The sequence below is a fragment of the Paenibacillus sp. 2KB_20 genome, assembly GCF_052115765.1.
Taxonomy (GTDB): domain Bacteria; phylum Bacillota; class Bacilli; order Paenibacillales; family Paenibacillaceae; genus Paenibacillus_AQ.
Genome location: NZ_JBFRHH010000014.1, coordinates 1 through 14,346 on the forward strand (window position 1 = coordinate 1; position 14,346 = coordinate 14,346).

Annotated in this window: 11 protein-coding genes and 1 rRNA gene; 10 read left to right on the plus strand and 2 right to left on the minus strand. The window is 50.7% G+C overall.

The features are described from left to right. Window positions 1–104: ribosomal RNA gene (gene rrf / locus AB4124_RS27860) — 5S ribosomal RNA — on the plus strand; the annotation flags it as partial. A 166-nt stretch (window positions 105–270) separates the two neighbouring features. Here rrf and AB4124_RS27865 read toward each other — a convergent pair. Continuing rightward, a complete protein-coding gene (locus tag AB4124_RS27865; protein ID WP_441974858.1) occupies window positions 271–1,143 on the minus strand; it encodes a hypothetical protein in 873 nt (290 codons plus the stop codon). A gap of 157 nt (window positions 1,144–1,300) precedes the next feature. Then, window positions 1,301–2,206: a LysR family transcriptional regulator gene (locus AB4124_RS27870; RefSeq protein ID WP_441974859.1), complete on the minus strand. Its 906-nt coding sequence runs from the start codon at window positions 2,204–2,206 to the stop codon at window positions 1,301–1,303. A 173-nt stretch (window positions 2,207–2,379) separates the two neighbouring features. Between AB4124_RS27870 and AB4124_RS27875 the strand changes: the two genes are divergently transcribed. The 9 genes from AB4124_RS27875 (at window position 2,380) to AB4124_RS27915 (ending at window position 14,332) form a co-directional block, all read left to right on the plus strand. Next, entirely contained in the window at window positions 2,380–3,417 is a 1,038-nt protein-coding gene (locus tag AB4124_RS27875; RefSeq protein ID WP_441974860.1) for an ABC transporter ATP-binding protein, read from the plus strand. Window positions 3,418–3,439: 22 nt separating this feature from the next. After that, a complete protein-coding gene (locus AB4124_RS27880; protein WP_076325645.1) occupies window positions 3,440–4,507 on the plus strand; it encodes an ABC transporter substrate-binding protein in 1,068 nt (355 codons plus the stop codon). 420 nt (window positions 4,508–4,927) lie between these two features. Continuing rightward, window positions 4,928–6,571: an ABC transporter permease gene (locus AB4124_RS27885; protein WP_441974948.1), complete on the plus strand. Its 1,644-nt coding sequence runs from the start codon at window positions 4,928–4,930 to the stop codon at window positions 6,569–6,571. Further along, window positions 6,568–7,878 (plus strand): MBL fold metallo-hydrolase, encoded by a 1,311-nt coding sequence (locus AB4124_RS27890; RefSeq protein WP_441974861.1) that lies wholly within the window; start codon window positions 6,568–6,570, stop codon window positions 7,876–7,878. The genes AB4124_RS27885 and AB4124_RS27890 overlap by 4 nt, the downstream gene beginning before the upstream one ends. A 175-nt stretch (window positions 7,879–8,053) precedes the next feature. Beyond that, window positions 8,054–9,034, plus strand: a complete 981-nt coding sequence (locus AB4124_RS27895; RefSeq protein ID WP_179090724.1) for a ketoacyl-ACP synthase III — start codon at window positions 8,054–8,056, stop codon at window positions 9,032–9,034. A gap of 211 nt (window positions 9,035–9,245) precedes the next feature. Then, window positions 9,246–10,598, plus strand: coding sequence for an ABC transporter substrate-binding protein (locus tag AB4124_RS27900; RefSeq protein WP_441974862.1), 1,353 nt, complete (start codon window positions 9,246–9,248; stop codon window positions 10,596–10,598). Between the two features lie 115 nt (window positions 10,599–10,713). Continuing rightward, window positions 10,714–11,670 (plus strand): carbohydrate ABC transporter permease, encoded by a 957-nt coding sequence (locus AB4124_RS27905; protein ID WP_430185964.1) that lies wholly within the window; start codon window positions 10,714–10,716, stop codon window positions 11,668–11,670. Continuing rightward, window positions 11,667–12,530 carry a carbohydrate ABC transporter permease gene (locus AB4124_RS27910; RefSeq protein WP_430108602.1) on the plus strand — a complete coding sequence of 288 codons (864 nt, stop codon included), beginning with the start codon at window positions 11,667–11,669 and terminating at the stop codon, window positions 12,528–12,530. Before AB4124_RS27905 ends, AB4124_RS27910 begins: the two co-directional genes overlap by 4 nt. A gap of 80 nt (window positions 12,531–12,610) precedes the next feature. Further along, window positions 12,611–14,332: a cache domain-containing sensor histidine kinase gene (locus tag AB4124_RS27915; RefSeq protein ID WP_430108599.1), complete on the plus strand. Its 1,722-nt coding sequence runs from the start codon at window positions 12,611–12,613 to the stop codon at window positions 14,330–14,332. Window positions 14,333–14,346 lie beyond the last annotated feature (14 nt).

Sequence of the window (14,346 nt, forward strand, 5' to 3'; positions counted from 1 at the left end):
GCGGAAGGGTTCCACGCGTTCCCATACCGAACACGACCGTTAAGCCTTCCAGCGCCGATGGTACTTGGACCGAAGGGTCCCGGGAGAGTAGGACGTCGCCAAGCGAACAACCATAAAGACCGTTATCGAGTAATCGATAGCGGTCTTTTTTGTTATCCCCCGCACGAACTCGTGAAAAGAATCATGAAGCATCAGAAAGAAGGGCACCTGCTATTGGGCGCCCTTCTTTTCTTTACCTTAATATCTTTTTTTATCTTAAATATCTTTATCTTAGTATCTTTCCAATATCAGCTGTGTCTTCAAGCCATCCATAGGAAGAAGCCAACCGTTAGACTCCAGGGTGTCCATTAGCTCTGATCGGAGTTGGGAAGCAACCGAGACATCGGACGTTTTAAAAGAGATTTCGATCAGATTCTCGGTTCCTGTGCCGTCTGCATTGCGGATCGGCCAAACTTCGAGGCTCATTTTCTGGCCTTTCCATGATCCTTCATAGCGGTAGAACGTCAGCGGTCCATGAATACGGGACTGTGAGAGCTTTTGTTGACCCCAATTCGGAGAGGACCATTTTTTGAGCTTACCTGGGAGTTTGTCCAGCAGCAAAGCCAAAGCGTCTTGTTCGGATGGGAGCGCTGTGCCGGTTGTATTCGTACTTACCTTCTTGGTGTTGGAGAAACTAAGTGTTTGTTTGCCATAGCCCCAATCAATCTCGGCCTCGTAATTGTCATCCGAAGCATCAAAGCCTTCCTGGTTTGCCAAGCTGAGCGCCGCGTTAATATCTCCATTCACAATGGGATACCGTTTCTTATAGGTAAGCTCGTAGTTATCTTTATCCTCTTTTTTGCGAAAACGGACATTCCAGCCTTCGGCATCCAGTTCCAGGTTGTTTGTATCATAATAAGCAACACCGATCGCTTGGGGAACAGAGGCTATTCCGAATGCTTGAATGACTTCGCTCCGCAGGCTCCCACTGGATTCCAGCACGGTTTCGGGTTTGGCAAGGAACTTCACTTCATACGAAGGCACGGCATTGGCGGCGGCCGAAACCTCCGACTGGAGACCGGTTAGTCCACTTCCTAGAGTCGCGAAACCTACCATGAAAGACAACGTCAGCTGTTTCCATTTTCTCAACACAATCACTCCCATAAGCTGGATTTAGGTACACAGCTTACTTTAAACGCTGAATAATTGTGAGTTGTTAACGGGGGAGGGCGATTGTATCAAATGTTTATAGAATTATTGAATAGCAGCATACATTTTTTGTTAATCCATCCACATAGCTTACAGAATATACTCACCTAGATCACAGGACCTGCTCCAATTGTTTGCCCACTTCACGCAAAACCTCTTGAAAACGCTGAATTTGGACGGAAGGAAGACGGTCCTTATTATGGACGCTGAATATGTGCCGGGATGCTCGATGGCCGGGAATCCGCATAATGTGCAGTAAACCTTGCTGCTGCTCCCGTTGTACCGCCATCCGTGACATAAAGGAAACATGGTCCCCCAGCAACACAAGTTGCTTGATCGCTTCCAGCGAGTCGAGCTCTACCGGACTCCTCATATGCAAACCATGCTGCTCCAGCCACAGGTCCGTCAGCTGCCTTGTGCTGGATTCGGTTCCATGCAAGGCGAAGGGAGTCCGAATGATCTGCTCGGGCTGCAGCGAATCCGTTTTGGCTAGCGGATGGTCAGGCGAACATATTAGGGCCAGATCATCTTTGCACAAGGACTTGGCCTGCAGACTGGACCCCGTAAAGGGTTCGGATGAAATAATGCCCAGATCAATCTGGTGCCGCGCTAGCATCTCACGGATAACCGGAGAAGGCTTGACGGATAAGGAGATCCGTATGCCGGGAAACTCACGGGCAAAGGTATTCAATATCGCGGGCAGCAGATAGGTGGCAGGGACATAACTGGCTCCAATGTGCAGCGTTCCCCGATATAAGCTGTCGTATTCGCGGACGACCCGCTCCGACTCCTTGGCAAGCGCGTTTATTTTTACCGCATAATGCAGGAGAGCTTGTCCAGCCTCGGTGAGAAATGTTTTTCCGCTTCTGGACTCAAACAGCCGGACTTGCAGTTCTTCTTCTAGTGACTTCATATGAAAAGTAACTGTTGGCTGCTTAATGCCAAGTATTTCTGCCACGCTGGTCATATGATGATGGCGGTCGATCAGCTCCACAATTTGCAGCTTCATCAGATTCATTCGTATATCTCTCCCTTGATGATTTCTTATTTATGCTCTCTATATAGATTTAATCTATGAGTATCAACAGAATTCAAACAAAAAGTTAATTCTGAGTTTACATTAGTCTAATACAACGCTTAAACGTAACCCTTACACTGGAAATAGCTTAAGAAGACAGGTTGGGATCGAAAGTGGATATTGAAATCAGGGGCATTCAAAAATCGTTTCAAGGTACACCCGCGTTACTTCCTACCGATTTAAAACTGCGTCATGGTCAATTCACCACATTGCTCGGGCCGTCAGGCTGCGGCAAAACGACACTGCTGCGGATGATCGCCGGGCTGGAACAGCCGGACGGAGGAGAAATCTATGCGGAAGACCGGTGTATCTACTCCGTGCACAAGAAGATTGACGTTCCGGCGCACAAACGCAACTTCGGGATGGTATTTCAGGATTTTGCCCTCTGGCCGCATATGACGGTATACGAGAACGTTGCTTTCGGATTAAAAGCGGCCAAGCTTAAGACGGATCTCAGGCAAAAAGTAACCGAAGCGTTGGCTATGGTCCGTTTAGAAGGAATGGAAGACCGTTATCCGCATCAGCTGTCCGGTGGACAACAGCAGCGGGTTGCATTTGCCAGAGCAGTAGTGATCCGTCCGGCTCTAGTACTGTTCGATGAGCCTCTGAGTGCGCTGGATGCGGTGCTTAGGGAGGAAATGCGGATCGAAATGATGTCGCTTGTGAAGGATATGGGGTTGACTGCCCTTTATGTCACACACGATCAGGTGGAAGCCATGTCGATGTCGGATGAAATTGTGGTCATGCGTAAAGGGGAAGTCCTGCAGCGTGGAACCCCGGAGATGATATATGAAACACCCAGTCATCCCTTTGTGGCTTCGTTTATCGGCAAGTCCAATTGGTTGACGGTCGATCACTCCATGGTGAGGCCGGAGCATGTGAGCTGGAGCAGGACAAGCACGGAGGATGTATGCTATCAGGCAACCGTGCTAAGCGTGAGCTATGTAGGAGAGGGATACGAAATTCGCTTACAGGTGGATGGTTTGGACAAGTGGACCGCTTACCTGGACAAGAGAATTCCGGTCGGAGAACGCGTGAATCTGTACGTGTCTCCGCATACGATCTGCCAGATGGGTGAAGGAGCAAGTCATGATAAGAACGTGAGCATGCAACAGAATATAGCAAAACGCACACCTGCTGCTGCAGGCTAAGATGAAGGGGAGTTGGGGAGAAATGAGTCAATTGAAGTTCCGGAAAAAAAGCGCGGTACTGTTGTTGGCATCGGTTATGAGCCTAAGTCTGTTTGGATGCGGCAGTACGCCGAATGGGGATTCAGCTACTAAGCCGGCACAGGATACAGGCAAGCAAACTGCATCGGGGAGTGCGCAAGCCGGAGGTAAGCTCGTCCTTTACAGCGCTGGCCCTCAAAAGCTTGCTGACAATATCGTGAGCGGTTTTGAAGCTAAGACCGGAGTGAAGGTAGAGATGTTCCAAGGGACAACGGGCAAAATTTTGGCACGGATGGAAGCGGAAAAATCGAATCCGGTCGCGGATGTTGTCATTCTGGCCTCCCTCCCATCCGCACAGGCGCTCAAGGCGGATGGTCTGACATTGCCTTATCCTGAAGCTGCCAATGCGGACAAGCTGAATAAGGATTGGTCCGACGCGGAAGGAAATTATTTCAGCACAAGCGCATCGGCGCTCGGGATTGTATACAACACCAATCTGGTCTCTGCGCCGCCTCAAAGCTGGGCGGACTTAGGCTTGCCAGAGTGGAAGGATGCGGTCAATATTCCGGATCCGACGCTGTCGGGATCGGCGCTGGATTTTATCACGGGCTATTTGAGTGTGAAGGGCGACGCAGGCTGGAAACTGTTCGAGGATTATAAAGCCAATGGGACTGCTATGGCAGGAGCGAACCAGGAAGCGCTGGACCCTGTGATCACCGGTGCCAAGAGTTTGGTTGCTGCAGGCGTGGATTATATGGCTTATTCGGCTAAAGCCAAAGGCGAGCCGCTTGACATTGTATACCCGGAGGAAGGAACTGTCGTGAGTCCGAGACCGGCTGCGATTTTGAAATCCAGTCCGAACGTAGATAATGCCAAGGCTTTCATCGACTACTTGCTGTCTGACGAAGCGCAGAAACTGGTGGCGGATGCCTATCTGATTCCGGGTCGTGAGGATGTGGAGGCCGAAGGCCGGACCAATCTGAAAGATATTCCGGTGTTTAAAGTGGATTGGGCTTGGATGAATGACCATGGGGACGAGACGGCAGCACGTTTTTCCGAAGTATTCAAGTAAGTGCATAAGAGTGCGTGTTCAAAAAGGTCGGTTTTCAGCACCGAAGCTTATGCTTCCGATGTGCGTTTTTACAAAACGCCTTAGTTGGATGAAGCTAGGGAGTGAGGAGCGGAGCGTACGTAGTTTGTACGTGAGCACCGGAAGGCCCGGATGAATTCAAGATTCGATGCCGAGTTGCTTCTTGATTCACTTCGTGTTAGATATAGAATTTATTAGTTATCAGCGGAGGCTGATGAAATTCTATATCGCAAGAAAACCTACCTATCACCGCGGTCGCTCATCCTTGAAGTGGCATCGATTAGGTTTTCTTATCAAAATCGGACTTTTTGAACAACCTCTAGGAGCGAACCACAGGAAGGCAATGTGAGGTGAACCGCAGTGAGACCTGTCATCATGGACAGTCAGCGATTTTTACGGAAAATGGGCGTTATTCTCGCCCTTTTTCTTCTTATTATAAGCATCGGTGTGCCATTGCTGCTTATTTTTTGGCAAAGTGTATACCCGGATCAGCACTTCGATTGGCTGGCACCGATACGAACGATAGCCGGTCATGAGCTGTCCGGTATTTTGCTGCAAACCATCTGGCTAGGGGTATGCGTGGTGGCAGGATCGACACTGTTTGCGCTGCCGCTTGCCTGGATGATGGCCAAAACCCGGTTGGGACAGCATCGGTGGGTGGACGTGATTTTGATGATTCCGTTCATGACCCCGCCGTATATCGGTTCGATGGGCTGGATTCTATTTATGCAAAAGGGCGGATATTTACAGCAGTGGCTGCCGGGAGCAGCGAGGTGGAGCGATTCCTTCTTCAGCTTCGGAGGCATGGTGCTGATCATGAGTCTGCACTTGTTCCCGTTTCTCTACCTGCTGCTGCGGGACGCTCTGATCCGCATCGGCGGTAATCTTGAGGAGGCCGGAGCGGTTCATGGCGCAAGCGCAGGATACCGGTTTAGAAGAATCATAATGCCGCTGCTGTTATCCTCTTACGGCATGGGTGCGATGCTGGTGTTCGTAAAAACCATTGCGGAATTCGGCACGCCGGCAACGTTTGGTCGCCGCATCGGCTATTATGTGATGACCTCGGAAATCCACAAATATATTTCTAGCTGGCCCATCGATTTCGGTAAAGCGACCTCGCTGGCATCAGTCCTGCTGTCGGTTTGTCTGGTGATGTGGTACATGCAGTCTACGATCAGCCGGAGGTTTACCTACCGTCTTGTCGGCGGCAAAGGTCAGCGCTCCAAAAGATATTCGCTGGGCGGCAGCAAAGGCGCCGTCTGCGCTTTATACATCGGTTTGCTGCTGATATTGTCCGTCGGCATTCCTTATTTTTCAATCATTGCGGCATCCCTGATGAAGCTCCGCGGAGCCGGATTGTCCTTAGATAATCTGACGCTTGATCATTACAAGGAATTGCTGTCCTGGGGATCGGTCAGCCAGAAAGCGATTAGTAACAGTCTGGGTCTGTCGCTTGCAGCATCTACGGTTGCTGTTCTACTCGGTACCGGTTTTGCCCTAACGATCGGTAAGTCCCAGGCACGGATGCAGCGGGTCATCGATCTGTTAAGTCTTTTGCCGAATACGGTCCCCGGCATTGTGATGGTGGTCGGTTTGATCCTGCTCTGGAATGCGCCATGGATGCCGGTTACGCTCTACAATACCTATGGGATGGTGGTGCTGACGTACGTCGTGCTGTTCCTCCCATACACGGTGCAATATGTGAAGGCCAGCTTTACGCAGATTGACGGTACCCTGTTTCAGGCGGGGCAGGTATTTGGAGGCGGTCCTCTGCTTATATTGCGGCGGATTCTGCTGCCGCTGATTATGCCCGGCATGCTGGCAGGATGGATCATGACCTTCACGATTGCGTCACGGGAGCTGGTCGGGTCACTGCTCATTTTGCCTCCATCGATGCAGACATCAGCTACATATATCTTTGCGCAGTTTGAGCAGGGACAGGTGTCTCTCGGGATGGCGATGGCCGTCGTCTCCGTCGGTATGACGGTGCTGCTGTTACTGCTGGTCGAAGCTATGAATTCTAAAAGAAAGTGGAATGCATCATGATGAAACTGACGGTGTGGGGCGGTGCAGGCGAGCATGGCCGTTCCGCCTATTTACTAAGTGGCAGCCAGGTTCATTTACTCCTGGATTGTGGCGTCAAGAAGGAAGGATCGGGAGACTATCCCATGATCCAGCAAGAACAGGTGCCGAAGCTGGATGCCGTGTTTCTGTCGCATGCCCATGAGGATCACTCGGTGGCGATTCCGCTCCTGTACCGGCTTGGCTATCAAGGAGAGGTGTGGACCACCCGTGAGACGGCAGCGCAGTTAACGACCTACTTTGCCTCTTGGAGAGAGTACACGGCAAGGGCAGGCGTAGAGCTTCCTTATATGGAGGAGGATCAGCTGGCGATCCGCTACCGGTACCTGGAGGAAGAGGCTGAGAAGTTGACATGGTTTGAAGCGCATCCCGGCGTAGAGGTCATGTGGGGGCGAAGCGGACATATGGTGGGGGCTGTCTGGTTTTTGGTACAGGCTGAAGGAAAACGGATCTTTTATTCAGGAGACTATACATCCGAATCGCTGCTGCTTGAGGATGACAGCCCTGCGCTGGTAGACAAGCCTTCTTCCATGCTGCTGGATCTGGCTATAGTGGATGCGGCTTACGGGACCGACGCTAATTCACAGGCCGATAAACTGAAGCAATTGGAACAAAAGATTGAGAGCACGCTGCAAACCGGCGGGAAGGTATTATTACCGGTGCCGGCTGCCGGCCGAGGGCAGGAAATGATCCTATGGGCATACAGGAACTGGGGAAACGTGCCGATCGTGATCGAAGCGCCGCTGATCGAGGGGATGAAGCGACTGCTCGAGCGTTCGGAGTGGCTTCGCAGCCAGGAATCGGATCAAGGAATGAGAGATCAGCTGGAGTTATTACTGAATCGGAACGATTGGATCATACCGGCTAGCAAGGTGGAACGCGAGTCCTTGCTCCAGAAGCACGGGGCATCGCTATGGTTCGTAACCGATGGGATGATGCAGTCGAATCTTGCGCAGTGGTATTATAGCCAGATGTCCAGCGATACCCGGAATCTGGTCCTGCTCACGGGTCATGTTTCCCAGGGGACTTTTGGACATCGTCTCCTTCAACATCCGGCGTCATACGGTGCCTGCTCAGTCACAAAAATCAGGTATAAGGTACACCAGGGCCTGACGGACGTGCGCCAGATGATAACCGGCGTTCCAGCACTGCATACCGTACTCGTCCATGCAGACAAACGAGAAACGGACCGATTACGAGCCCGTCTGACAGAGGAAGCACCGAACCTTCACATTTATTCCATGTCGGTCGGTGAGGAAGTCTATTTCTAGTCGTGCTTAGAGAACCTTTATCGCTTTCGCGATAAAGGTTTTTTTGTGGAATGGCTGTTATGTGTTTAGATGTAGGTGATGTTGGTGAAGGCTGTAATGAACATATATAAAAATAAATTAGTACCAAGTACTAGTACTTGGTGATATAATAGCTATAAACTTGGAGGTGTGAATGATGAGCCAATCAAAGTCAAGAATTACGGCAATCGGGACCTATGTTCCTGAACGGATATTAACCAATACGGATTTAGAGAAGATGGTTGAAACGAGTGATGAGTGGATTGTCCAGCGAACAGGCATGCGGGAACGCCGGATTGCCGCCCCGCACGAGTACGTGTCGGATCTTGCCATTAAAGCTGTGGAGGATATGGTTGATCGGTACGGCGTTACCGTGCAGGATGCGGATATGATTCTTGTGGCTACAAGCACTCCGGAGTATTCTTTTCCAAGTACAGCCTCCCGGGTGCAATCGAAGCTGGGCATTGCGAGCACGGGTGCGCTGGATCTGAATGCCGCCTGTGCGGGATTTGTATATGCGCTCCAGATGGCTGACGGATTAATATCCGGGGGAGCCTACCGTAAGATCCTGGTTATCGGGGCGGAAACCTTATCGAAGATTACGGATTACACCGACCGGACGACATGCGTATTGTTTGGGGACGGCGCCGGTGCCGTATTGCTGGAGAAAGATGAGGATTCGCCAAGTGTCATAGCGTCTGTATCGGGAACCTTTGGCGAAGGCGGCATTCATCTGTATAAAACAGCGCTCTCCGAGCAAATGGACGGCACGGAATTAAAGAGCGGCTGCCTTGTTCAAAATGGCCGGGAAATTTATAAGTGGGCCATTCGGAACATTCCGGACGGCGTTCGCGCTCTTTTGGCTAAAGGGGGCATGACCCCAGCCGAAGTGGATTGGTTTGTCCCGCATAGCGCCAATCTTCGCATGATCGAAGCGATTAACGAGCGGGGGCCATTTACAATGGACCGCACCTTAACCAGCGTCGAGTACCGCGGGAATACGTCGGCAGCCTCCATTCCGCTTGCACTTCAGCTGGCGGTGGATGAAGGACGGCTAAAAGCGGGAGACCACGTCTTACTCTACGGGTTTGGCGGGGGAATGACCTATGCCGGCTCCATCGTAAAATGGACGATATAAATTCGTTACATGAAAACGATGGAACATCATGAAATCTATAAGACCGCTATCGACATTCGATATGCGGTTTTTTTGTGCTGCGATTTTTGGATAAACGAACCTGAATCGTAATAAATTCAACTCAAATTCGAAAGTTTACCACCTCAAAATTTGGCGCCGCTTTCATTAGACTAAAGAAGAAAAATACGTTTCATGGAAGAGGGGTAGAACGATGAAAAGGTTTAAGTCATGGAGCATGCTGCTCCTGAGTATCATCATGGTGTTCACGCTTGCCGCATGTGGAGGTGGAGGCGGAAACGGAAGCAGTACGGCTGAATCTCCGGGGGGAGGCAGCAGCAACGAAGAGACGGACAATATCAAAGAAGGAACCGAGTCCACAGAGAAAATCGAGCTCTCCTTCTGGTCGCTGGGAACGACCAACTATGAGGAACTGGCGAAGGAATATACGAAAGAGCATCCGAACATTACGTTCAAATTCCAGAATACGTCGGACCAAACCGCACATCACAACAATCTGACGACAGCGTTGTCCGCAGGTTCGGGTGCGCCTGACATTTTCCAATTAGAAATCGCCTTTATGGAGCGTTTTATCAACAACCAGGATAAATTCTACAATCTGTACGATCTTGGCGTCAAAGACTTAGAAGGCAACTACCTGGAGTGGAAATGGAAGCAGGCCACATCGGTTGACGGCTCCTTCCAACTCGGTCTGCCTACAGACATCGGTCCTACGGTTGTATATTACCGTACGGATCTGGCTGAGCAAGCCGGATTGCCAACGGATCCGGACGGGTTTAGCGCAGCGATTGATTCATGGGATAAATTCGCCAGCGTAGCCAAGGACTTCACAAGCAAAACAGGAAAACCGTTCGCGGACTTGACGGACCTGGTATATAACGGGGTGCGCGACCAGTCTCCGGATCAAATCTACTTCAACAAAGAGGACGGCTCCTTTATCGGAGATACGAATCCGCAAGTGAGAAAAGCTTACGACTTTACGGTAAAAGGAATTCAGGAAGGCTGGATCGGCAACTGGATTCTGTGGTCTCCTGAATGGCAAAAAGCGATCAATGATGGAGACTTTGGCGTCATGCTCGGCCCGGCTTGGATTGCCGGCACGATCCGCAATGCCAAGGATACCGCCGGCAAATGGCAGATTGCCCAGCTTCCTGAAGGAGCAGGCAACTGGGGCGGTTCGTTCCTGACCTTGCCGAAGGAAGGCAAGCATTCTAAGGAAGCCTACGAATTTATCTCGTGGGTGCTCAACAAGGAGAATCAGCTAAAATCGTTCAAGGACAGCGGCTTGTTCCCATCTATCCCGGCGGTTTACAGCGAGCCTTCATTCACGGAGGAGAAGGATGAATTCTTCGGCGGCCAGGTCATTTCCGAAGCATATGCCAAATCGGCGGAACGCATCAAGCCGGTTTACTACGGACCGCTTCACGACCAGACCGACACGATTATCAAGAACGCGCTCAAAAACGTGCTGGAGAAAAAGGCCGACCCGCAAAAAGAATGGGAAAGCGCAATGAAACAAATCAAGACGCTGGTTGATCGCAGTTAGGAAAAGGATCATTCCTCGCTAGCCCGTTCAGCCCGTAATCCGTCCGAATCCGAGTAGGGAGGAAGCTCTCTTCGCTCGGATTCGGATTTATCCTTACCTACCTGGAGGTGCATTCATGGCAGACACAGCTACAGCAGAGTCACCGCAACCGGTGCCCCCGAGGCGGCGTTTGTTGACGGAGACCGTGCGAAGCCGGTTTACGGCGTATACGTTCATATCGCCTTTCTTCATCTTGTTCGCAATTTTTGGACTGTATCCGATTCTTTTTACCATCTATTTGTCCTTCTTCAAATGGGACGCGCTCGGACCGATGAAATACGTCGGCTTCAAGAACTACGAGTTGATTACAAGCGACCCGACCTTCTGGATCGCGTTTAGCAACACACTCATTATGGCTTTGATGGGTACCGTGCCGCAGCTGATTGTGGCATTATTTGTTGCGGTTATGCTGAACTCGGCCTTGAACAAATTCAAGAACACATTCCGCATTCTGTATTTCATGCCGAACATCACCTCCATCGTTGCCGTGACGCTGGTGTTCAGTACGATGTTTGGGAACAACGGGATGGTTAACTGGATGCTGAACACCTTCGGCGCGGAAAGTGTACCGTTCAACTCCGGCTGGTGGGGTGTTAAAATCGCGATTTCGACCATGGTGATGTGGCGGTGGATGGGCTATAACGCCATTATTTTTCTGTCCGGTCTGCAGAGCATTCCGACCGATATTTATGAAGCGGCCAAAATCGACGGTGCCACCCGAGGTCAGCAGCTGCTCTATATCACGCTGCCGCTTCTTCGGCCATTCATTCTGTTTGTGACCTTGGTATCGACGATCGGCGCGCTCCAATTGTTTACGGAGCCATATGTATTCCTCGGTCAGTCCGGCACGGGCTCTACGCGTCAGGAAGGGGTAACGATGGTCACTTATCTGTATAATGAAGCATTTAAGAACGGATTTTTCGGTACGGCTGCGGCAACGGCGGTACTCTTGTTTATCGCCACCATTCTGTTCTCGGTATTGAATATGATGGTGGGCCGCGAAGGTAAAGATACGGGAGGTAAAAAAGCATGAGCACAGTCGCCATAAGCCGAAAAAAACCGGATGAACCCGGTGTTGTCGCCAAATTCTTCTTCTACCTCTTCATGATCCTTGGCGCGCTGGTCTCGATCTTCCCGTTCTACTGGATGTTTGTCGTAGCTACGAATGACAAGGATGCGGCATTTCATATCCCGCCGCTGCTTACACCCGGAACGGAGTTTCTGGATAACTTCTCGCGCGTGCTGGAGCGAACGGATTTTTTCAGGGCGTTGATGAACTCGGTCGTTGTGTCTTCAGCCGTTACATTGTCCGTTGTGTTCCTCTGTACGCTGGCGGGTTATGCCTTTGCCAAGTATGAGTTCCCTTTGAAGAAGACGCTGTTTGTTTTTGTCATTGCCACGATGCTTGTGCCTGCACAGCTGGGCGTGCTTCCACAGTACGTCATCATGGCCAAGTTGCACTGGATCGACAGCTACAAAGCGCTGATCGTGCCCGCCATGGTCAATGCCTTCGGCATCTTCTGGATGCGGCAGTACATTGCTTCTGCCGTTCATACCGAGCTGATCGAAGCGGGGCGGATTGATGGCGGCGGACATTTCCGGATTTTCTGGAACATAGCCATTCCTGTCGTAACACCGGCGATGGCTACACTGGGGATTCTGAATTTCATGAATGTGTGGAATGATTTCTTCTGGCCGCTCGTCGTATTGAAAAACAGAGAGAATTACACCATTCAAATTGCGCTGCAGCAATTGTTCACCAATAAAGACGGCCTTGATTTCGGAATGATCATGTCGGCCACCTTCACGGCGACGCTGCCGCTTCTCATTGTGTTTCTATTGTTCAGCCGCTATGTCATCGCGGGTCTGACATCAGGCGCGATAAAAAGTTAACATGCGGGGTGATGTCTTACAAGGAATGCGGACTGTCATGAAGAATAATAGACATAGTAGAGTGGAGGGAGGAAGGATCCATGAAACTCCGCCGAAAGATATTGCTCGCTATTATTCTTCTGGTCTTCATTCCGGTCATCGCGCTGGGCGGGGTATCCTATTACAGCTTTTCAGAAGCGATGGAGAAGAAGTCGAATGATTTCTACTGGATTTCGCTTCTGGAAACGGATCGGAAGCTGAAGTTCGCCTTGAATGAAATCACGACGATATCGAACTCGGCGATCACCCAGCAGTCGGTTCAGCAGATGTTGAAACAGCCGGAATACGCGGTTACCTACGAGCAGCGTCAGGAGATCAACAATTTGATCAATCATCCGATGATTGCGTCGTTTGCCTTTTATTCCAACGACCAATTGCTTTATCATACGAATGGCGGAATGGAGCTTCAGGAGCTGAGACAACAGGAATGGTATGAAGCGGTGGAGGAGGCGGAAGGGCGCCCTGTATGGGTCGGTCCCGGCGAGAACGGCTCTGCGGCATCCGGTTCTCCCGTTTTGATCCAATCCAGAGTCATTAAGGATTATTACTCGCTGGAGGATATTGGGACTGTCGTGATTTATGTGAAGCCGGATCTGCTCGATCAGGTATTCTGGGAGGCGGCAACGCTGAAGCAGGGAGATATTTTGCTGGTCAATAAGCAGGGTCGGATCGTATTCAGCAAGTCGGGCGGACATATCGGGGAGCGGACGGCGTTCCCGTTTCTGTCGGATGGCTATACGAATGGAAAAGGCTATTATATCGATCAATATGCCGATGAAAAATCGCTGATCACGTATTCTCCTTCGCATAATAAAGAATGGTTTCTGGTCGCTATCACGCCAAGCAAACTTATCTCGGCCGAATCGGTCTCGATTCGTAATCTGGCCTTGATTCTGGGATTGATCTCGCTCGTGTCGGCGTTTCTGTTCGACCGTTTTTTTGTGCGCAGAATGGTGCGCAGCATCATCAGTGCGGTTAACGGAATGAAGCGCGTCAAGCAGGGGATCTTCGTCCCGATCCCATCGCATAAAGTGGCGGAGGACGAGACGGATCTGTTAATTGACGGCTTTAACCGCATGAGCACGCAGATCCAGGAGCTGATCGGACAGGTCGAGACGGAACAAGCCCGGAAAAAGGAAGCGGAGCTGCAGGCGCTGGTCGCTCAGATCAATCCGCATTTTATATACAATTCACTGGAATCGATTAATTCGATGGCCGTGCTACAAGGAAACAAGGATATCAGCAAGATGGTGGTCTCTCTTGGAAAGCTGCTTCGCATCAGCATCAGCGAGCATCATGAGCTTATACCGCTGAGTATGGAGCTGGAGCATGTCCAGCATTATATGCGGATACAGAAATTCCGGTTTGAAGAAAAGTTTGATTACGGCATAGAGCTTCCGAATGCGCTTAAGCACTACGTTACGCAAAAGCTGATTGTTCAGCCGATTGTTGAGAACGCTTTATATCACGGGATTGAGCCGATGGAGGAAAGCGGATTGATCTCGATCAGGGTGTCCGAAGACGGCGAGGATATCGTGATTGATGTGGAGGACAACGGTCCGGGTTTTGATCCGGAGACGCTGATCAAACTGTGGAATACGGACCAGGGACAACTGAAGAAGTATCGCGAGAATGGAGTCGGTCTGAAGAATGTGCATGAAAGGCTGCGGATCCGGTTTGGCAGTCGTTACGGATTGATGATCTGTTCCTCGCCCGGTTACGGCTCCTTGATACGAATCCGAATACCGAAAATACTGACATGACAGGGGGTGCTGCA

Excerpts from the sequence above, each read along its gene's own strand:
- AB4124_RS27870 (WP_441974859.1), bottom strand. The coding sequence starts at position 2,206 with ATGAATCTGATGAAGCTGCAAATTGTGGAGCTGATCGACCGCCATCAT.
- AB4124_RS27880 (WP_076325645.1), top strand. The coding sequence starts at position 3,440 with ATGAGTCAATTGAAGTTCCGGAAAAAAAGCGCGGTACTGTTGTTGGCA.
- AB4124_RS27890 (WP_441974861.1), top strand. The coding sequence starts at position 6,568 with ATGATGAAACTGACGGTGTGGGGCGGTGCAGGCGAGCATGGCCGTTCC.
- AB4124_RS27910 (WP_430108602.1), top strand. The coding sequence starts at position 11,667 with ATGAGCACAGTCGCCATAAGCCGAAAAAAACCGGATGAACCCGGTGTT.
- AB4124_RS27895 (WP_179090724.1), top strand. The coding sequence starts at position 8,054 with ATGAGCCAATCAAAGTCAAGAATTACGGCAATCGGGACCTATGTTCCT.
- AB4124_RS27905 (WP_430185964.1), top strand. The coding sequence starts at position 10,714 with ATGGCAGACACAGCTACAGCAGAGTCACCGCAACCGGTGCCCCCGAGG.
- AB4124_RS27865 (WP_441974858.1), bottom strand. The coding sequence starts at position 1,143 with ATGGGAGTGATTGTGTTGAGAAAATGGAAACAGCTGACGTTGTCTTTC.
- AB4124_RS27900 (WP_441974862.1), top strand. The coding sequence starts at position 9,246 with ATGAAAAGGTTTAAGTCATGGAGCATGCTGCTCCTGAGTATCATCATG.
- AB4124_RS27915 (WP_430108599.1), top strand. The coding sequence starts at position 12,611 with ATGAAACTCCGCCGAAAGATATTGCTCGCTATTATTCTTCTGGTCTTC.
- AB4124_RS27885 (WP_441974948.1), top strand. The coding sequence starts at position 4,928 with ATGGGCGTTATTCTCGCCCTTTTTCTTCTTATTATAAGCATCGGTGTG.